This window comes from Myroides albus, from assembly GCF_009711045.1.
GTDB classification, from domain to species: domain Bacteria; phylum Bacteroidota; class Bacteroidia; order Flavobacteriales; family Flavobacteriaceae; genus Flavobacterium; species Flavobacterium album_A.
Map to the genome: position 1 here is coordinate 1 of NZ_WMJX01000035.1, position 19,602 is coordinate 19,602.

Here is a 19,602-nt window from a genome sequence, read left to right on the forward strand (position 1 = left end):
ATACAAAAGAGGGTGACCTTTTGGGACACCCTCTTTTTATAATTCCTGTGAATCAACCTACACAATTTCAGCACTTAAACCTGCATCTAACAATTGTAAACATTGATTCTTTAATTTGTCAAACTCTCCCGTTTTTACGGTACATTTTCCTTTGTAGTGTACCAACATTGCACATTGTTCTGCTTGTATATCAGAATGGTTACAAACTCGAATTAATGTCTCAATTACGTGATCAAATGTATTAACATCATCATTGTGAAGAACAAGTTCACTTGTTCCATTAATCAATTCTGCTACGTCTACACTTTCTTGAATCTTTTCTTTTGTACTCATAGTCAATGAATCTAATAATAACTATTTTTATTCTTTTACGAACTTCAAAGATACCCAATTATTTCTTTCTAATTGATTTTCAAATCTTAATCCGTTCATTTCTGCTGATTTTTTTATTGCATTGATATCTTCTGTATAAAAGCCACTGAAATAAATTTCCCCATTTTGTACCAAACACGCCACATATTTCTCCATATCATTCAACAAAATATTTCGATTAATATTAGCTAAGATAACATCGTAAATAGGTTCTTTTGATAAAATACTTGCATCACCTTCGTATACTGTAACATTCTTACAATTGTTTCTCGCTGCATTTTCAATTGAGTTTTCATAACACCAGTTATCAATATCTACAGCATCTACAGTGGCAGCACCTCGCATTGAAGCTAAAATAGCCAAAATAGATGTGCCACATCCCATATCTAAAACTCGTTTATTCTCAATGTCATTATTCAGAATTTGGCGAATCATCATAAACGTTGTTTCATGATGTCCTGTACCGAAACTCATCTTTGGCTCTATTACTATATCAAATCTCGAACCATTTTTCTCATGAAATGGAGCTCTTACATAACAAATCCCATCAACATCGATTGGTTCAAAGTTTTTCTCCCATTCCTCATTCCAATTTACTTGAGCAATTTCTTCTTTTGTATAGGTAATAGTAAACTGATCTGACTCCAATATATATACACCTTCTAAGATATCTTCAGTCCATAAACTTTTTTGTACATAGGCACTAACACCCAATTCTGTTTCTTCAAAACTCTCAAAAGCTCTTTCTCCTAACTCTGCAATCAATATCTCAGTCCCTAATTCTTTAGGTTCTACTTTGAAATGATAACCAATATATACCATATTCTTCTATTTTTTTTAAAACTTAACCATTTCATAACATTAACTTTACACTGAGGAAACATTAGAAAATAATTTTTTGCAAAACTAATGCTAATTTTGCAATTCACAACACATTTTAATTCTATGAAAAAAATTTACACCATTATCGTTTTGTTATTTTCCATGACACTTTTCGCTCAAGAAGAAAAGAAAATCGAAACTAATAATGACATGAAATTAGCTCAGTTACCCTATTACAACTTTGGTAAAGGACTGGGTATGACTTCAGCGGATAGTTTATTTCAATTAAACATTCGCTTTAGAATGCAAAATCGTTTGACTGCAATAAGCAATCAAGATGAAAGTACTAAATATGAAGGTGAAATAAGAAGACTGCGTTTGCGCTTTGACGGATACGTTGGTAATCCAAAATTCCTTTATGTTATCCAATTGTCTTTTACACCAAAAGATATGGGAACACAAAAAGATGGACAATCACCTAATATTATTCGAGATGCAGCTTTAACTTATCGCCCTAACTCAAATTGGAACTTTATTTTTGGTCAAACAAAATTACCAGGAAACAGACAGAGAACCAATTCTTCTGGAGCTTTACAATTAACAGATCGATCAATTAACAATGCTAAATTCAATATCGATCGTGATTTTGGTATCCAAGCTTACTATTTACAAGAAAAAGGGGACAACTTCGGATATAACGTAAAAACTGCGGTAAGTACAGGTAGAGGGAGAAACTGGAGTGGCTCAGAGAGCGATAGCTATGCCTTAACTGGACGTGTAGAACTATTCCCATTTGGTAGTTTCAAAAATAATGGAGCTTTCTTTGAAGGAGATTTAGCAAGAGAAACTTCTCCTAAATTAATGGTTGCTGGTACTTTCTCTTACAATAATAATGCAGAAAGAACACAAGGGCAAACGGGAGATAACCTATATGAAGCTCGTTCTTTCAGAGCAATTATGGGAGATGCAATCCTGAAGTACAATGGTTGGGCTGCGATGTTATCTTATATGAGTAGAAATCTAAGTGACCCTATCACTTATTTACAGCAAGATGCGGGAGAACCTCTTACGAGATCTGTATATGCAGGACACGGTTTAGATTATCAATTGAGTTACGTTTTCCCAAGCAACTACGAGCTAATTGGTAGAGTTTCTACACAAACAATGCACGATGATCTATACAAACAGTTAAATATGCCAAATACAACCGAATTCACTTTGGGTGCGACTAAATATTTATGGGAACACGCATTTAAAATCCAAGCTGAGTTAACGTATGATAAATTGACATTTAACCAAGGAAGTTCTAAAAACAATTGGTATTTTAGATTACAATTTGAAATAGGTATTTAATAATACCTATTTTTCACCATAATTAACTAAATAGAAATAAATAAATTAACCATTCTTTATAAAACATTTCACTTATTTATATAAATCACTCATCTAACGAATGACTATCTTTGTTTATATGATTAAGGTTATTGAGAATGAAAAACTTATTAATGACTATCCCCTTACTATTTAGTTTACTAATTGGAGGATGTGCAAAGAGAAACAATAGTAGTATTCTAAGTAAAGATGGAGTAATACTGAATACAACCGAAACTGCTGAAGACAGGGAGTATCGCATTATTTCTGATGACCAAATCGACAGACTTAATACTATTATAAAAAAGAAAAGACTATCTTCTGAAGAGCAAATTATGCAAGAATATGCTCCTGAAGATAAACATGCAGAAGGTAACTATTTGTACGTATTAAAGCGAACAACTGATAATCCAGAGAAAATTACAGTGACCTTGTTGGAAGACTGTATTATGGATGATTCCATGAAAGCCCGAAAAGTAGTAATGGATATGAGAGTTCAAAATGATCAGTACTATGTAATCAAAATCAAAGAAAGTTACCAATGCTGGAAAGATAGAGGTCACGAAGAATGGAATGCGGGTCTATGCCTCTAACATACACATCAGTTCATAATTTTTTATCATTATAAAGCAAAAACGCCTATTGAGTATTTCAATAGGCGTTTTATTTTATTATTCAGACTTTGCAACTTCGTCTTCTTTTCTTGCTATATTCATATTCGGGAACTTAGCCTGAATTGATTTTAAAGCAAACTCGTTAATTTCTGTCATTGCCTCTGGAGAAGGTAATTTTAAAGTATCTGCATTGTGCTTTAAAACTTCTTCTAATAATATTTGCGTTCTCAATAATTGAAAGTTTAAATCAATTATCTCTCCTGCCACATCAATGTCTCCTAATGTCATATCTTATCTATTTTCTAATTATACATTCCTTATAGGTCTGAACTCAAAAATAGCAAACTATTTTTATTAACAAACACTTTTATACAATTATTCTTTATAAAAATAATTCAGTGGCTGCCTAAGGTTATATCTTGACGACATTACTTCTCCATAAGCCCCAGCTGAACGTATAGCAATCAAGTCACCTCTCTTTAATTTTGGCAAATTAACCTCCTTGCCAAAACAATCGCTACTTTCACAAATAGGTCCTACTACATCATATCTTTCAACCTCAACTTTATCACTCTCCAAGTCAGTTTCTTCACTCCAATACTCTATTTTATGAAAGGCTTGGTACAAAGCGGGTCTCAGTAACTCTGTCATTCCTGCATCCAATATGGCAAAGTTCTTCTTTAATCCATTCTTTATATACAATACACGACTTACCAGACTTCCACAATTAGCCACAATCGACCTTCCAAGCTCAAAGTGAACTTCTTGTCCCTGCTTAAGCTCTAATAATTGGTGAAACAAGTAGAAGAAATTTGAAAAATTCACAATTGATTCTTCATCTGGCTCCATATAGTTAATTCCTAAACCACCTCCCAAATTTAGAATAGGTAGCGTATACCCTTTATCGTAAAAATATTGATTCCACTCATTTACTTTTACACACAAACGCTTAAACACATTCAAGTCTGTTATCTGTGAACCGACGTGAAAATGCAATCCTATTAACTTTAAATGCGCATTATTTTGTATCAGGGTTAAACAGGTTTCTAACTCATGAGTCATAATCCCAAATTTATTCTCATCTAATCCAGTTGTAATATAATGATGTGTCTTTGCATCTACATTGGGATTAATTCTCAAGGCGATATTCGCAACTGTATCTAAAGATTGCGCTATTTCTCCTATTACTTCAATTTCCTGAACTGATTCCACATTGAAAGCTAAAATATTATTCTTTAAGGCAATCTCAATCTCTCTATCTGTTTTACCTACTCCTGCAAAAACAATTTCACTTGATTGAAATCCCTGTGCTATAGCAACTTCAATTTCTGTACCGCTGACACAGTCTGCACCTAAACCAAGGCTGCTAATTTCACTTAAAATACGCGGGTTGTTATTTGCTTTAATAGCATAATGTACTTTATAACCATAGCGATCTGCTGCACTCTTTACAACGTCTACTGTTTCTCTTAATAGAGGTAAATCGTAATAATATAAAGGCGTCGGTATATTCTTTAATTCTTCTTTTACTTGCTGCATAATGCTTACTTCTTATGTATTAAAACAATCTATTGTGTAGCGATCTTAGCGCCTCTATCTTTTGATTTGATGGAACGAGAATAGAAATATTATGTTCACTTCCTCCATACGAAATCATGCGAATTGGAATATGCTTTACTGCTTCTGAAACAATTGTTGCATAGCCGTGCTTATTCCTCTTAAAATCACCAACAATACAAACAATGGTTTGATCGTGATCTACTTCTACTTGCCCAAAATGAGTTAAATCTTCTATAATTGCATTTAAGTGGGTAGTATCATCTATTGTTAAAGATACCGCTACTTCTGAAGTTGTAATCATATCAATAGGTGTTTTATACCTCTCAAATACTTCAAACACCCTTCTAAGGAAACCATAAGCTAATAACATTCGAGAAGAATTAATGCGTATTGCTGTAATTCCATCTTTAGCTGCAATGGCAACAATTTGATCGCCATTTTGAATTTGTTCAGAAATCAGCGTACCCGAAGCAGTCAAGTCCATTGTATCTAATAAACGTACAGGTACATTAAAACGCTTAGCTGGGAAAACACTCTGTGGGTGCAGAATCTTTGCTCCAAAGTAAGCTAATTCGGCAGCTTCATCAAAACTCAAATGAGCAATGGGCTTAGTATTTTGAACATAGCGGGGATCGTTATTGTGAAATCCATCAATATCCGTCCATATTTGAACTTCTTCCACTTGTAATACAGCTCCAATCAATGATGCCGTATAGTCTGATCCGCCTCGACGGAGATTGTCAATTTCGCCAAAGGCATTGCGACAGATATAACCTTGCGTGATAAACAAACTATCCTCTGGGTGTTTCTCTAAAACTCTACTTAAATTCTCTTTGATATACGCTAAGTTAGGCTCGTGTTCTTCATCGATTCGCATAAAATCTAACGCTCTTAGTAAGACTGAACTAACCCCTTGTTCTTTTAAGTAAAAGTGAAATAGAGTGGTTGAAATCAATTCTCCCTGAGCTAAAACAATTCGCTCTTCAATTGTCGTAAACAAATCATTCCCTAACTCTGCTAACAATTTAAAATGGTGATCGATGACTTCGTTAGCCACCCGCAGACCATCTGCCGTTTTAAAAAGGTCTTTTATGAAAGTTTTGTATGTATTGTAAAGAGTATTTATTAAATCTTGTGCTTTATCCTTATCGCCCTTTAGGTATTCACATGCTATTTCTACTAAACTATTTGTAGTGCCTGATACAGCAGACAAAACCACCAAGTGTTTATCACTTGCTTGTGACTGAATAATGGGAAGCAACTGCTCCATTCTTTCTGGACTTCCAACTGAAGTCCCTCCAAATTTCAAAACTTTCATAAAATTAATAGTTAAAGAATTATTATATCAAAAAAAGGGGCTTGTCGTGATGACAAGCCCCTTACTTTTATTTTGTAAATCATATCCATAGGGTTACTGCTCACGACATCGGACGTAAGTACTGTTTCTTTCCCTTTTTCATTATAGATATAATCATTTCTATCATTGATTTGACACAAATATAAATACTTTATTTAATTATCATCCTTTTTTACAGCGTTTTTTAAATTAAAATCTTTTAATCTCTCTCCATTGCAAATGCAAAAAGCAAGCTCAGATTAACGAAGCTTGCTTTTAATTATGATCGGTTTGTTTGTTTGTGAACTAAAAATAAGCATAAACTTATTCACTGCTCATTTTATCATTGAAGGGCTTTACTCTTATTGATCGCTATCCTTTTCTGCTCGACGATCAGCCTCTGAAGCTGATTCTGCTTTTCCAAACTTCCAATACGAATAAGCATAAAGATCTTCTCTACTCCAATTCTTCTCTTTTCGGAAAAAGTTTCTCAATTCTTTGACCGTTGAAAACTCAGAAGCTAAGTATACAAACTTAGACTCTGGCAAAGCATTGCTATTTACAAAATCGATTACTTTAGAAGCAACTTGCGAATTTTGTCCTGGTGTAGGATTTATCACCCATTCTATATCGAAAGTAGCTTCTGAAGATAGGTTTTGCACATCTTCTTCTGTTTCGACTTCTATAATCACTTTTGCCTTAGCTGTGTTAGGTAGAGATTCTAAAATAGCACTTAATACAGGAATAGCAGTAGCATCACCAATTAGATAATACCACTCTACTTCTGGTACTAATTCTGAGGCCTCACACCCCATCGCTACCCCAATCTGAGATCCTATCTCAGCATTAATTGCAAAATCTGATGCTGGTCCCTCATCACCATGAGCGACAAAATCAATATATAATTCGTTCTTTTCGATATTTATTCCCCTATGGGTATATGTACGTACATAAGGTTTAGTCGATTCTTCTTGAGGTTTCCAAGCCCCTTTTTCGAAATCAAACTCTGGTAAATACACTTCTGAACATCCCTTCGGAGCAATAAATACTTTATTGTTGACACCAATTGTTGTTTCTTTAAAATCACTTACATCATTACCTCCAAGAGTTAATCGAATAAATCTTGGCGTGATATATTCTCTATTAAGCAGTTTGAATACCTTACGTTGAATATTTTTTTTCTTTGTCATCTTGTTGTTCTGTTGATTAAATCTTCTTTATAAGATGGACAAAGATAGCCTATTTATTTAGATTCAGTATAAACAATAGTATAATTCACAAAATAGTCCAATCTACTCCCTTCTTTGTCCAATCTGTTCACCTACTATTCCCAGCAATATTCATCAAAACGAATGACGAAGCCAATCGTCTTTACAAAGCATACTAAAATGTTTCAATAGAGGTCTTAGCTTGCACTTCCTTGGGGGTTTCTCGCACTTTTCTTGGGGTTTACTTGCCCAGAGAGCGGTTTTCTCGAAGAAAGGTGCAAGAAAGGTGCAAGAAAACCTTTTGCAAAAGCGAAAAATCTATCAATAAATCAACTACAAATACAGATAAGAAATCAATTGTCAATATACTGTCTGATAAAAAAGGATATGGTGCTATTCTAATACCTTGTCTATTCATGTGTTTTTGCTGAACTGATTAAGTTCTCTCAAAAAAATGATTCGCCTTGCCATTGATCTTTATGCCAGTTGTTAGATAAGAGTATATACTCAATTGCTGGTGCCTATATAAACAGGAAGATTTCCATATATATACAAGTGTATAAACTAAGCGAAAAGAAAAAAGTTTATACTGAGATCACAAAGAAGTGCACTTTCGTTTTTGTAGCAAATAATATATACAAGACACATTACCTTCTGTCTAAATTCCCACAGACTATTTCAATAAAAATAAACCAGAAGTTCAACGCAGACACCCGTAAATCAAAGTAAAGAAACAATACCTAAAAAATTCTATCGATACCATCGTCATACGCAAAACAGCAAATCTCCAATACTGCAAATAATCGGTATCTTTTTGAACTGAAATTTGAAAGAGAAAATCAATAAGATGCCTAAAGTATTCATACTATTCATTGAACTACACAAGCTACGATACTTAAAAAACCGCAATAGCACTTACTATTGCCATTTGTAAAAAGTTCGCAAACAATAATTTAAATCAACTAAAAAATAGCTATCTTTTGGATTTTAAAGTCTAAAAAGCAAGCATTCTACAAAAAATGTTTCTGCACAAGATGAATAATTTCTATTTTTGCTAAAAATACATTAAGACATGCTAATCATTGGAATCGCTGGAGGAACCGGAAGTGGAAAAACCACTGTTGTTCACCAGATTATGAATGAATTACCCGAAACAGAAGTAGGTATTATTTCCCAAGATGCTTACTACAAAGCAACAGATAACTTATCTTTAGAAGAAAGGTTACTTATTAACTTTGATCACCCAAGATCAATTGATTTTGAACTTTTGGTTCAACACTTAAAAGAATTAAAGGAAGGAAGTAGTATTAATCAACCTGTTTACTCTTTTGTAAAGCATAATAGAACAGATGATTACGTCTTGACTCATCCGCGAAAAGTAATGATTGTAGAAGGAATCTTAATTCTGTGTCACCCCCAACTTAGAGACATGTGCGATATTAAGATTTTTGTACATGCTGATTCAGACGAAAGACTTATCAGACGTCTAAAAAGAGATATTGCAGAAAGAGGACGTGATATGATGGAAGTCCTTAACAGATATCAAAACACGCTAAAGCCAATGCATGATCAGTTCATAGAGCCTTCAAAAGCTTATGCTGATATCATCATACCTAACGATACTTACAATACAGTTGCCATCGACATTGTACGTACCGTGATAAATGAAAAAATCGGATAATAAATCCATCTAATATGAATGTATCTCAAATATTTAGTAACTTTAAGTATTCCAAGATTCTAAAAAACGTCTTTTTTTGGATTACTATCTCCTTTGCTGTTTGGATAATTTTTTTTGATAGCTTTTCTTACTTTGAACATCGAACAATCGATAAAGAAATAGAAAAGTTGGAAGATAATAGACGCTATTTCCAAAAAGAAATAGACAAAGATAAAAAGGCAATAAAAGGGTTGAAGAATGGGGATGCGACTGAAAAATACGCGAGAGAAAAATATTATATGAAACGTGCTAATGAGGATATATTCATTATAGAATTTGATACATTAGCACAATAATAAAACTACCAAAAACTATGAATGATCAACTATTTGAAGAATTTAACCAAGTATCTTCAAAAGAGTGGAAAAACAAAATTCAATATGAACTAAAAGGAGCTGATTATAATGAAACGCTGATTTGGGAAAGTCTTGAAGGTATAAAAGTTCGTCCCTTTTATCACAGTGATAGTGACGACAAACCTTTGTCGATAAATACCAATACCTCTGCTTTTCAGATTATGCAATGTATTTATGTATACGATCTTGAACGTTCTATTGAAAAGGCAAAAGACACTTTAAATAGAGGGGCGGATACGATTCACTTTACGATTGATAATCCACAAGTGAATTGCACAACCTTATTATCTAACTTACCAAAAGAAGCTACTTACTACTTTAGATTTGGTTTTTTAGATGCAGCATACTTTAGTGAATTAACAAATTGGGGAAAGATCAACCAATTTGACATTCACATTCTGATTGATCCAATCTACAAATTGGGGAATGAAGGCAACTGGTTTAAAAGCTTAGAAGCAGACTTCAACCAATTAAACAAATGCCTGAATCACTCTACAAACTTACTCATCGATACGACAACCTACCAAAATGCTGGTGCTAATATGGTACAGCAAATTGGATATGCACTCGCTCACGTAAATGAATACTTGAACCGCATAGAGAAAATTGAAGGAATAATCTATGTAAAACTGGCTGTAGGAACAAACTACTTTTTCGAAATAGCCAAGTTAAGAGCGTTGCGAATGCTATTGGATATCTTGCGTAAAGAGTATACACATCAAATTGACTTCAAGATTATTGCTATTCCTACAAAGCGCAACAAAACACTGTATGATTACAATGTAAATATGTTGCGTACTACGACGGAGTGTATGAGCGCCATACTTGGAGGAGCTGATTTAATTGCCAATTTAGCCTATGATAGCATCTATCACAAGGAAAATGAATTTGGTGATCGCATAGCTCGAAATCAATTGCTAATACTAAAAAAAGAAAGTTACTTCGACGCAGTTAACAACCCTGCAGAAGGTGCTTACTATATAGAAAACATCACTCTTCAATTAGCTCAAAAAGCACTCGATATTTTCAAACAAATTGAAAAAGGAGATGGTTTAATTACTTCGTTAATCGAAGGAACCATTCAACGTAAAATCAATGAAAGTGCTGCCAAAGAGCAAGAGCTATTTGACAAAGGAGAAGAAGTACTTTTAGGTACAAACAAATATCCAAATCAACAGGACCACATGAGTGCCAATTTGGAATTATATCCTTTTATCAAACAAAATCCTCGAAAAACACTTGTTGTTCCAATTATCGAACGCCGCTTAGCTGAGAAGTATGAACAGCAGAGGTTAGCAGGGGAAGAATCAATTAAAATTGAATAAGATGAAAAGAAAGGATATACAACATCTCAGCATTGATATAACAGATCGTAGAAAAACATCTGAAACATCAGAATTCACAACTGCTGAAGGAATTGCAATAAACAAGACTTATAGTCAAAAAGATATTGAACATATTGAACACATCGGATTTGCAGCAGGATTTGCTCCAAATTTACGTGGTCCTTATGCTACAATGTATGTACAACGCCCTTGGACAATCAGACAATATGCAGGATTTTCAACTGCAGAGGAGAGCAATGCTTTCTATAGACGCAATCTTGCAGCTGGGCAGAAAGGGCTTTCTGTGGCCTTTGACTTAGCCACGCACAGAGGATATGACTCCGATCACGAACGCGTTGTAGGAGATGTAGGTAAAGCTGGTGTTGCGATTGATAGCGTAGAAGATATGAAAATACTTTTCGACCAAATACCCTTGGGCGAAATGTCTGTATCAATGACAATGAATGGAGCTGTATTGCCTATTATGGCTTTTTATATCGTAGCTGCTATTGAGCAAGGCGTTGATCCAAAATTGTTATCTGGTACAATACAAAATGACATCTTAAAGGAATTCATGGTGCGTAATACCTATATTTACCCACCTACTCCATCGATGAAGATTATTGCTGATATATTTGAATATACCAGTGAGAAAATGCCTAAGTTCAATTCTATATCTATTTCAGGTTACCATATGCAAGAGGCAGGTGCAACAGCAGATATTGAATTAGCTTATACTTTAGCAGATGGACTTGAATATATACGTACAGGTCTGAATGCAGGAATGAAAATCGATGACTTTGCTCCTCGCCTTTCTTTCTTTTGGGCTATAGGCATGAATCACTTTATGGAAATTGCCAAGATGAGAGCTGGTAGAATGTTATGGGCAAAACTCCTAAAACAGTTTAATCCTAAATCAGAGAAGTCACTTGCATTGCGTACGCACTGTCAAACTTCTGGGTGGAGCTTAACAGAACAAGATCCATTTAACAATGTTGCAAGAACAGCAATAGAAGCTGCTGCTGCTGCTTTTGGAGGAACACAGTCCTTGCATACCAATGCTTTAGATGAAGCAATTGCACTACCTACTGATTTTTCGGCTCGTATCGCACGTAACACGCAAATCTTTTTACAACAAGAAACGAAAATTTGCAAAACAGTTGATCCATGGGCAGGAAGTTACTATGTCGAAAGCTTAACAAGTGAAATAGCTAATAAAGCTTGGGAACTAATTCAAGAAGTAGAAGAATTAGGAGGCATGACAAAAGCAATAGAGGCAGGAATACCAAAACTGAGAATTGAAGAAGCTGCTGCACGCAAACAAGCGCGTATAGATAGTGGACAAGATATCATTGTAGGGGTGAATAAATATCGCCTTGACAAAGAAGATCCTTTACATATCCTTGAAGTAGATAATCAAACAGTTAGAAAACAACAGATTGATCGATTAAATCACATTAAGGCTACAAGAGATAACGACAAAGTAAAAGAAGCATTAGATGCCCTAACACAATGCGCTAAGTCCAATCAAGGTAACTTACTTGCTTTGGCAATTGAAGCTGCTAAACACAGAGCTACCTTAGGGGAGATTAGCGATGCATTAGAATGTATATTTGGAAGATTTAAAGCACAAATTCAATCAGTAAGTGGCGTGTATAGTAAAGAAATTAAAAACGATGAGAGTTTCCTGAAAGCAAAACAGTTAGCTGATAAATTTGCAGAAGTGGAAGGACGTCGCCCGCGTATAATGATTGCCAAAATGGGGCAAGATGGACATGATCGAGGCGCTAAGGTAGTTGCTACAGGATATGCAGATGTAGGATTTGACGTAGACATTGGACCATTATTTCAAACACCTGCCGAAGCAGCCAAACAAGCCGTTGAAAACGACGTACATGCTTTAGGTGTATCGTCTTTAGCTGCTGGTCACAAAACGTTGGTACCTCAAGTAATTGAAGAACTGAAAAAATATGGTAGAGAGGATATTATGGTGATTGTTGGAGGAGTAATTCCCGCTCAAGATTACGAATTTTTGTTCGAATCAGGAGCTGTTGCAGTATTTGGTCCCGGAACCAAGATTAGCGATGCAGCCATCACTATGTTAGAGATATTACTTGATCAAGAATAAAAACAAACAGCGAGTGCGTATAGCTTTGCACTCGCTGTTCTCATTAACAGTAATTTCCTTTTTTGCGTATTTATAGATTTCTTATAATTCAATTTTCATTTGTAAAATACTGCTCTACTGACACAAAAATCACACCATTATTCTATTTGAAATATACTTTTTTACATTTTATAGTAAAAATTACTCCTATTTTATTCCTTTCAACTTATAAGTGAAAGCTATTTCCATTACTAAAATAAGTTTTGTAACGTATAGATAAAGCTATATTTGCTTAAAACATAAACAAGTACAACAACCATAACAACGCTTAGTATCCTAAGGATATTTAAAAAGAGCATATGATGTTCGCGACTTAAACTATTCTTAAACACAAACACTGTCGGTTTATCTGGATAGTAAATTACTTTGTACTTTTTACCCGTAGGATCAAAATCTACTTGCTCCTCTTCAAGAGGTTCATTTATTTTATCAACTTCCAATTCTGCTTGGCTTGGTTCTTTTAAATCATAAGCCCTTGGACTTCCTGTAATCACCTCCCCTTTTTCAGTAACAAACTCCATCACTAAAAGATCTTTTCTTGCATAAGACCTTCTACTACTTGCTACATCAGCATCATACTTAGAAACTTTGCGATACTTTATGACTTCTGCTTTTACAGAAATACCTTCATGTAACAAACGATCTACCCAAATGTGATTTCGCCACATTCCAAGAAAGATGAATACAATAGGAAAGAAAAATAGGTAAGAGATTTCGTTAAAGACTGCTAATAGAACTACTAAAACGATTAATACACTAATAGGGTAATATAGCTTATCAAATACTTTATACATTTTATAAAGATTAATTATTATCACAATTTAATCAACTTTTTTATAAAATAAAAAAACTTTATAGCCTAATCGAAATTTAATCATTACTGTTCCCCTTGAATACCAATACTTTTTTCATTTGTCTATAATTTAACTATTTATGCTCAAAAAAAATAAAGTACCTTTGTCTAAATTATATACTGTTATAGATGACATTTGAAGATTTACATTTAAATAAAAATATTCTAAGAGCTATTGAAGAATTAGGTTATCAAGCACCTACTCCCATTCAAGAAAAAGTAATTCCACTGGTACTTGCTGAAAAAGACTTAATTGGTTGTGCGCAGACTGGTACAGGAAAAACAGCTGCATTTGCCATGCCTATTATACATTATCTACACAAAATAGGTAATACGAAAAAAGCTAAGAAAGCAAAAGTTTTAATCATTACTCCTACAAGAGAGTTAGCTGGTCAAATAGCGGATAATTTTACTGCTTATGCTAAATATACTAATGTAACTCATATCACTATTTACGGTGGAATGTCTATTAAACCACAGATAGAACAATTAAAGAAAGGAGCTGATGTGATTATTGGTACTCCCGGACGACTGTTAGATTTATATAAACAAAAACAGTTAGACCTGGATTCACTTCACTATCTTGTAATTGATGAGGCGGATTTAATGTTAGATATGGGATTCATTGACGATGTCAAAAAACTAATTCAATTAACCCCAAGCAATAGACAAACACTGTTATTCTCGGCAACAATGCCTTTGCCTGTTCGCGAGTTGGCTCATGAGTTCTTACAGAAACCAGAGTATGTAGCCGTAGACGCCATATCTTCAAGTGCAAAAACAGTTAAACAACATGTTTACTTCGTCGAAAAGTCTGACAAAAAGAAATTGTTGTATCACATCATTAGAAACCAAAAACTAACTGATGTACTTGTATTTACTCGAACCAAAACCGGTGCCGATTCTGTGGTTGAATCTCTAAAGAAAAATGGCATTAACGCTGAATCCTTCCATGGAGACAAATCCCAAACTGCAAGACAAGAAGCATTAGACAGTTTCAAAAACAAAGAAACAAAAGTATTAGTAGCTACAGATATAGCAGCGAGAGGAATAGATATCGATAACCTACCTTGCGTAATCAATTTTGACTTACCCAATATACCAGAAACTTTTGTACATCGTATTGGCCGTACTGGAAGGGCAGGGAACGAAGGTATTGCAATATCTTTCTGTGATAAGTCAGAAAAAACATATTGGGATACAATAGTGAAATTTACTCGAACACAGCCTAAAGTGGTTAGCGAGCATCCATATCCTTGGAAAGAGGATGTGAAAACGGGACAAAAAAAGACGGGAGAAACTTCTGATCAACCAAAGAAAGATTATAGAAATAAAAATAAATCACGTAAATCTGAAGCTTCTAAAAAGAAGAAGAAAAGATGGTATTAATACTCATATAGCTTGTAGCTATTTACAAATACTGAATATGAAAAAATTGATCAAACTGTTTTTACTCCTATCTGTAGGACTATTTGTCTTTGTGTTCCTTTGCAATAGCTATGTCAAAAAATCGACACAAGAGTCACTTTATGACTCAGTTGACGATATTCCCCATAATACAACTGCATTAGTATTAGGCACAAGCAAATATTTGCAAGGAGGATCTCTGAACTACTATTTTACATTTAGAATAGAAGCTGCAGCAAAACTCTTTAAAGCTGGTAAAGTGGATTATATTTTAGTTAGTGGGGATAATAGTCATCAAAATTACAACGAACCAAAGGACATGAAACAGGCTTTGATTGAAAAAGGGATACCGGCAGATAAAATTTACTTAGATTATGCAGGACTTCGTACCTTAGATTCAGTTTATAGAGCTTTTGCTATTTTTGGCCAAAAGAGCTTTACCATTGTGTCACAGCCCTTTCACAATGAACGAGCAATTTTTATCGCCAACAATTTAGATTTACAAACTATAGGATACAATGCCCAAGATGTCACCAGAAAATTTGGGTTCAAAACATTGATACGAGAAAAATTCGCAAGAGTGAAGGTTATATTAGACAACTTGTTTGGAAAAAAACCGAAGTATTTAGGGGAACAAATCATCATAGGGAAAGATCCAATCGTCGATCCAGAATGAGAAACAAGCAATTATTCATATAGATAAGATACAAAAAAGGAGAACTAATAATTAGTTCTCCTTTTTTCATATCAAATATAAAATACAAACTGCGGTTCTACTATAACGCTTAAAACTTCAACTCAGGTATACAAGTGACCTCATAGCATACACTGCAAATCAAGCGAAGATTTAAGCAAATAAGTACCAAATCTGTGTCACTACAAAACATACAATAATACCAAAAGCTACTGGCAATAATGAGGCTACAGTAGTCCATTTGGCGCTATTAGTCTCTTTGTATATCGTATAAATAGTAGTACTACACGGATTGTGCAACAAACTGAACAACATAAGATTAACACCTGTAAGCGTGGTCCAACCTGCCATTTTTAAGATAGTAGCAATCTCTCCATCTGATACTTCAAACATCACCCCTGCTCCTTCTCCAATACTTGCATCACCAAGTACCATAGCCGTCAACATTAATATCGTTGGAATTACGATTTCGTTGGCTGGTATAGCTACGATATAAGCTACTAAAATAACCCCATTCAATCCAATTATCATCGCTATAGGATCAAGTGCCTCAATCGTCCAAACTGCAATGCTCTTATCTCCTATAAGAATATTGCTAATTAACCAGATAACAGCACCTGCTGGAGCTGCAAAAACAATAGCACGCCACAAGACGATTAACGTCCTGTCTATTAATGATGTATAGATTGTCTGCAATACTCTTGGTGGACGATATGGTGGCAATTCTAAGGTAAAAAATGAAGAATGACCTTTCAACATCGTCTTAGATAAAAACCAAGAAGTAAAGAAAGTAAATCCAATTCCTAATAACACAATTCCTACTACAGCTAAAGTAGATACGGTACCGGCCATATAACTGGGTACTAATGCTCCTATAAAAATAGTTGCCATCAGTATTTGTGTAGGCCAACGACCATTACACAAAGAAAAGTTATTAGTAATGATGGCAATTAATTTTTCACGAGGACTATTAATGATTCTTGTCGCTACAACTCCAGCTGCATTACAACCAAACCCCATGCTCATTGTTAAAGCTTGCTTACCATGCGCACCTGCTCCCTTAAACATTCTGTCTAAATTAAATGCTACTCGAGGCAAATACCCAAAATCTTCTAATAGCGTAAACAAAGGAAAAAATATCGCCATTGGCGGCAACATTACAGCAATAACCCACGCCGTCGCTAAATAAACGCCATCAATTAAAAATCCGGATAACCACCAAGGAAAATTTAAACTTGCAGCTCCACTTTTTAACAAGGGATATAATTTCTCTAACAGTAAGGTAGATAATGCTTCGGATGGGTAATTAGACCCAATAATTGTAAGCCACAATACTCCTCCTAACAGTAAGATCATCAAGGGAAAACCAAATGTCTTACTTGTGACAATATTATCTATTGCCCTATCTATGCGAAATGCTCTTTGATTTTCATCTACTTGTACTGTGCTCTTTACCGTTTTAGATACCTGTGAAAAAATAGCACCTGCAACATTATCAGCATAATCAAATCCAAGAGTCTTTTGATAACGACCAGCTTTTTCTAAAACAGGCTGAATATTATCAATATTAATTTTTGCAGATAAAGTGTTATTCAACAAAGCTGCTTGAATGCTCTTATCTTCCTGAATTAAGCGCATAGCAAGCCAAGAAACACTCGGCAAGTCAGCGTCTAACTCTAATAAGTCGCTCGCAACATCACTAACAGCTCTACGAGATTCTCCCGAAATACCACTGATACTTTTGTGCTCAGGAACATATTTCCCTGTAGCTACCTGATCGATAGCTAATAACAAATCTGCTATTCCTTCTTTCTTACGAGCAGATGTTGGTATAACAGGAACTCCTAAATCACGCGATAAGCCGCGCACATCGATTTCTACACCGTGTCTTTGAGCCTCATCCATTAAGTTTAGACAAACAACTACCTTATTGGTAATCTCCTGTATTTGTACAACTAAACTTAGATGTCTTTCAAGCCTTCCTGCATCCACTACCACAACGGTTACATCAGGTTTACCAAATAAGATAAAATCCCTTGCTACTTCTTCATCTTCTGAAGTTGACATCAAAGAATACGTACCTGGTAAATCAATTATTTTGTATTTGCTGTCTTTGTATAAAAAACTTCCTTCTGCTCTTGTAACTGTCTTTCCTGGCCAGTTACCTGTATGTTGTTTTAACCCTGTTAAAGCGTTAAAAATCGTACTCTTTCCAGTATTTGGATTTCCTGCTAATGCTATTGAATAATCAAACTTTCCTGATATATCTCCCAGTTTTTTTAATTCAGCTGCAGTATTTAAATCGCAAATATCACAGGCAGTATGTGCCATAATCTTTTTTCTCCTTCCTAAATTGATAAATTACTCTATAGAAACTAACACCATATTAGCATCTTCCCTCCTCAATGAAATTAGTGTATTGTGTATCGTATAAGCCACAGGATCCTTAAGCGGACTTATATTGTGCACTGCAATTTCTGCACCAGGAACAAATCCCAAATCTAAAAATCGTTGATGCACTTCTCGTGCACAGCCTTTTTCGATTCCCACAATCTTTGCAATTGTCCCTTTATGTAGTTCTGATAATTTCACTTTTAATTCTTTAGAGAAACAAAATTACATAATTAGACTTGTCTAACAATTAATTTAGTGTTAAAAATTTAATACAACTATAATCTAAAACAATCAGAATAAACTAAATAAGTAGATTTCTGTTTCTGCGACATTTCAATATTCAAATTTTAACCAAAAAAACAACAATTAGAAAGGAGTATAACTGCATACAAATTTTTGACACTTCGCTGTGATAAGTTACCCTTTAAACACTTCAGCAAACCTTCTGATTCAGCAGCAAAGTTTAGAGATAATTAAAATACAACCCCCTACCCATATCGTTAACTATAAGAATCTTAATTGGTTAACAAGAATATATAGTACAAGAAAGAATGGTGTTTTATTGAACGTTTGCCCACAAACAAGTGTATTTATTGAATAGACTTCTTGCACTCTAAAGGGCAATTAGGAAAGTACTTGCAGTATTATACAGATTAAAATTTGAAGTGTAAAGAAGTTAGTTGATTAGAAACGTAACAGTAAATCACTCTTGTTTCTCCAAGATTACATACAAATTATCCTAAATCGTTTTAAAGGCATTTTCAAAAGGAACTCTATGTACTAAACTGCGGCCTAAAGTAACTTCATCAGCGTATTCTAATTCATCTCCTACGGCAATTCCACGGGCGATTGTAGACGTTATTATATTGTAATCCTTAATCTGTTTATAAATGTAGAAATTAGTTGTATCCCCCTCCATAGTAGAACTTAAAGCAAAAATAATTTCTGATACTTCTCCATTCTTCACTTTATCAACAAGCGATTGAATTTTAAGTTGACTTGGTCCTATCCCGTCAATGGGAGAAATTTTCCCTCCTAACACGTGATAAATACCTTTGAAAAGTTGGGTGTTCTCCAAAGCCATGACATCGCGTACATCTTCTACAACACAAATAGTTCTGTGATCACGTAGAGGATTTTCACAAATATCACATACTTCTTTATCAGAAATATTATGACAGCTCGTACAGAAAATTATATCTGTACGCATTTTAGTCAAAGCCGTGGCCAAGTGCATTGTTTGCTCTTCAGACTGTTTCAATAAATGCAACATTAATCTCAATGCAGTACGCTTGCCAATTCCTGGTAATTGCGACACTTCTTCTACTGCTTTCTCTAATAATTTTGAAGGAAATTCCATAACTGCAAATATACAAAAAAAGGGAGTTTTTAGTAGCTAACTA

General features: G+C 34.5%; 18 protein-coding genes. 8 read left to right on the top strand and 10 right to left on the bottom strand.

Annotation, left to right across the window (positions count from 1 at the left end):
- Positions 1-57 precede the first annotated feature (57 nt).
- Both GJV76_RS12490 and prmA read right to left on the bottom strand, forming a co-directional pair.
- Positions 58-333, bottom strand: a complete 276-nt coding sequence (locus GJV76_RS12490) for an ATP-dependent Clp protease adaptor ClpS (RefSeq protein ID WP_155092949.1) — start codon at positions 331-333, stop codon at positions 58-60.
- Between the two features lie 27 nt (positions 334-360).
- Positions 361-1,194, bottom strand: coding sequence for a 50S ribosomal protein L11 methyltransferase (gene prmA, locus GJV76_RS12495; protein WP_155092950.1), 834 nt, complete (start codon positions 1,192-1,194; stop codon positions 361-363).
- Between the two features lie 123 nt (positions 1,195-1,317).
- Between prmA and GJV76_RS12500 the strand changes: the two genes are divergently transcribed.
- Together GJV76_RS12500 and GJV76_RS12505 are read left to right on the top strand one after the other, a co-directional pair.
- Complete coding sequence (locus GJV76_RS12500) at positions 1,318-2,547, top strand: porin (RefSeq protein WP_155092951.1); 1,230 nt, start codon at positions 1,318-1,320, stop codon at positions 2,545-2,547.
- A 137-nt stretch (positions 2,548-2,684) separates the two neighbouring features.
- Positions 2,685-3,158 (top strand): hypothetical protein, encoded by a 474-nt coding sequence (locus tag GJV76_RS12505; RefSeq protein ID WP_155092952.1) that lies wholly within the window; start codon positions 2,685-2,687, stop codon positions 3,156-3,158.
- A gap of 78 nt (positions 3,159-3,236) precedes the next feature.
- Here the strand turns inward: GJV76_RS12505 and GJV76_RS12510 are convergent, their stop codons facing one another.
- The 4 genes from GJV76_RS12510 to GJV76_RS12525 all read right to left on the bottom strand — a co-directional run bounded on the left by GJV76_RS12510 (position 3,237) and on the right by GJV76_RS12525 (position 7,265).
- On the bottom strand, positions 3,237-3,467 hold the full coding sequence (locus GJV76_RS12510) for a hypothetical protein (protein WP_155092953.1): 231 nt from the start codon (positions 3,465-3,467) through the stop codon (positions 3,237-3,239).
- Between the two features lie 87 nt (positions 3,468-3,554).
- Positions 3,555-4,718, bottom strand: coding sequence for a diaminopimelate decarboxylase (lysA, locus tag GJV76_RS12515; RefSeq protein WP_155092954.1), 1,164 nt, complete (start codon positions 4,716-4,718; stop codon positions 3,555-3,557).
- 19 nt (positions 4,719-4,737) lie between these two features.
- Complete coding sequence (locus GJV76_RS12520; protein ID WP_155092955.1) at positions 4,738-6,057, bottom strand: aspartate kinase; 1,320 nt, start codon at positions 6,055-6,057, stop codon at positions 4,738-4,740.
- 380 nt (positions 6,058-6,437) lie between these two features.
- The gene (locus tag GJV76_RS12525; protein ID WP_155092956.1) at positions 6,438-7,265 is read right to left on the bottom strand and encodes a siderophore-interacting protein; all 828 of its coding nucleotides are present in this window, start codon (positions 7,263-7,265) and stop codon (positions 6,438-6,440) included.
- 1,090 nt (positions 7,266-8,355) lie between these two features.
- Between GJV76_RS12525 and udk the strand changes: the two genes are divergently transcribed.
- The 4 genes from udk to scpA are packed head-to-tail and all read left to right on the top strand — an operon-like array spanning position 8,356 to position 12,812.
- A complete protein-coding gene (gene udk / locus GJV76_RS12530) occupies positions 8,356-8,964 on the top strand; it encodes a uridine kinase (RefSeq protein WP_155092957.1) in 609 nt (202 codons plus the stop codon).
- A 14-nt stretch (positions 8,965-8,978) separates the two neighbouring features.
- A complete protein-coding gene (locus GJV76_RS12535) occupies positions 8,979-9,299 on the top strand; it encodes an FtsB family cell division protein (protein WP_155092958.1) in 321 nt (106 codons plus the stop codon).
- Between the two features lie 17 nt (positions 9,300-9,316).
- Positions 9,317-10,684, top strand: a complete 1,368-nt coding sequence (locus tag GJV76_RS12540; RefSeq protein WP_155092959.1) for a methylmalonyl-CoA mutase subunit beta — start codon at positions 9,317-9,319, stop codon at positions 10,682-10,684.
- 1 nt (position 10,685) lies between these two features.
- Complete coding sequence (gene scpA, locus GJV76_RS12545) at positions 10,686-12,812, top strand: methylmalonyl-CoA mutase (RefSeq protein ID WP_155092960.1); 2,127 nt, start codon at positions 10,686-10,688, stop codon at positions 12,810-12,812.
- 230 nt (positions 12,813-13,042) lie between these two features.
- Here scpA and GJV76_RS12550 read toward each other — a convergent pair whose 3' ends face one another.
- Entirely contained in the window at positions 13,043-13,645 is a 603-nt protein-coding gene (locus GJV76_RS12550) for a hypothetical protein (protein WP_155092961.1), read from the bottom strand.
- Positions 13,646-13,833: 188 nt separating this feature from the next.
- Between GJV76_RS12550 and GJV76_RS12555 the strand changes: the two genes are divergently transcribed.
- On the top strand, positions 13,834-15,093 hold the full coding sequence (locus GJV76_RS12555; RefSeq protein WP_155092962.1) for a DEAD/DEAH box helicase: 1,260 nt from the start codon (positions 13,834-13,836) through the stop codon (positions 15,091-15,093).
- Positions 15,094-15,130: 37 nt separating this feature from the next.
- A complete protein-coding gene (locus GJV76_RS12560; protein WP_155092963.1) occupies positions 15,131-15,787 on the top strand; it encodes a SanA/YdcF family protein in 657 nt (218 codons plus the stop codon).
- Positions 15,788-15,958: 171 nt separating this feature from the next.
- Here the strand turns inward: GJV76_RS12560 and feoB are convergent, their stop codons facing one another.
- The 3 genes from feoB to recR form a co-directional block, all read right to left on the bottom strand.
- Positions 15,959-18,136: a ferrous iron transport protein B gene (gene feoB, locus GJV76_RS12565; protein WP_155092964.1), complete on the bottom strand. Its 2,178-nt coding sequence runs from the start codon at positions 18,134-18,136 to the stop codon at positions 15,959-15,961.
- Positions 18,137-18,166: 30 nt separating this feature from the next.
- Complete coding sequence (locus tag GJV76_RS12570; RefSeq protein ID WP_160338887.1) at positions 18,167-18,397, bottom strand: FeoA family protein; 231 nt, start codon at positions 18,395-18,397, stop codon at positions 18,167-18,169.
- 541 nt (positions 18,398-18,938) lie between these two features.
- Complete coding sequence (gene recR / locus GJV76_RS12575) at positions 18,939-19,559, bottom strand: recombination mediator RecR (RefSeq protein ID WP_155092965.1); 621 nt, start codon at positions 19,557-19,559, stop codon at positions 18,939-18,941.
- Positions 19,560-19,602: the final 43 nt, after the last annotated feature.

Coding starts and splice junctions, on each gene's coding strand:
- GJV76_RS12535 (WP_155092958.1), top strand. CDS start 8,979: ATGAATGTATCTCAAATATTTAGTAACTTTAAGTATTCCAAGATTCTA.
- GJV76_RS12490 (WP_155092949.1), bottom strand. CDS start 333: ATGAGTACAAAAGAAAAGATTCAAGAAAGTGTAGACGTAGCAGAATTG.
- GJV76_RS12540 (WP_155092959.1), top strand. CDS start 9,317: ATGAATGATCAACTATTTGAAGAATTTAACCAAGTATCTTCAAAAGAG.
- GJV76_RS12550 (WP_155092961.1), bottom strand. CDS start 13,645: ATGTATAAAGTATTTGATAAGCTATATTACCCTATTAGTGTATTAATC.
- GJV76_RS12525 (WP_155092956.1), bottom strand. CDS start 7,265: ATGACAAAGAAAAAAAATATTCAACGTAAGGTATTCAAACTGCTTAAT.
- udk (WP_155092957.1), top strand. CDS start 8,356: ATGCTAATCATTGGAATCGCTGGAGGAACCGGAAGTGGAAAAACCACT.
- GJV76_RS12505 (WP_155092952.1), top strand. CDS start 2,685: ATGAAAAACTTATTAATGACTATCCCCTTACTATTTAGTTTACTAATT.
- GJV76_RS12500 (WP_155092951.1), top strand. CDS start 1,318: ATGAAAAAAATTTACACCATTATCGTTTTGTTATTTTCCATGACACTT.
- scpA (WP_155092960.1), top strand. CDS start 10,686: ATGAAAAGAAAGGATATACAACATCTCAGCATTGATATAACAGATCGT.
- recR (WP_155092965.1), bottom strand. CDS start 19,559: ATGGAATTTCCTTCAAAATTATTAGAGAAAGCAGTAGAAGAAGTGTCG.
- GJV76_RS12555 (WP_155092962.1), top strand. CDS start 13,834: ATGACATTTGAAGATTTACATTTAAATAAAAATATTCTAAGAGCTATT.
- prmA (WP_155092950.1), bottom strand. CDS start 1,194: ATGGTATATATTGGTTATCATTTCAAAGTAGAACCTAAAGAATTAGGG.
- GJV76_RS12510 (WP_155092953.1), bottom strand. CDS start 3,467: ATGACATTAGGAGACATTGATGTGGCAGGAGAGATAATTGATTTAAAC.
- lysA (WP_155092954.1), bottom strand. CDS start 4,718: ATGCAGCAAGTAAAAGAAGAATTAAAGAATATACCGACGCCTTTATAT.
- GJV76_RS12560 (WP_155092963.1), top strand. CDS start 15,131: ATGAAAAAATTGATCAAACTGTTTTTACTCCTATCTGTAGGACTATTT.
- feoB (WP_155092964.1), bottom strand. CDS start 18,136: ATGGCACATACTGCCTGTGATATTTGCGATTTAAATACTGCAGCTGAA.
- GJV76_RS12520 (WP_155092955.1), bottom strand. CDS start 6,057: ATGAAAGTTTTGAAATTTGGAGGGACTTCAGTTGGAAGTCCAGAAAGA.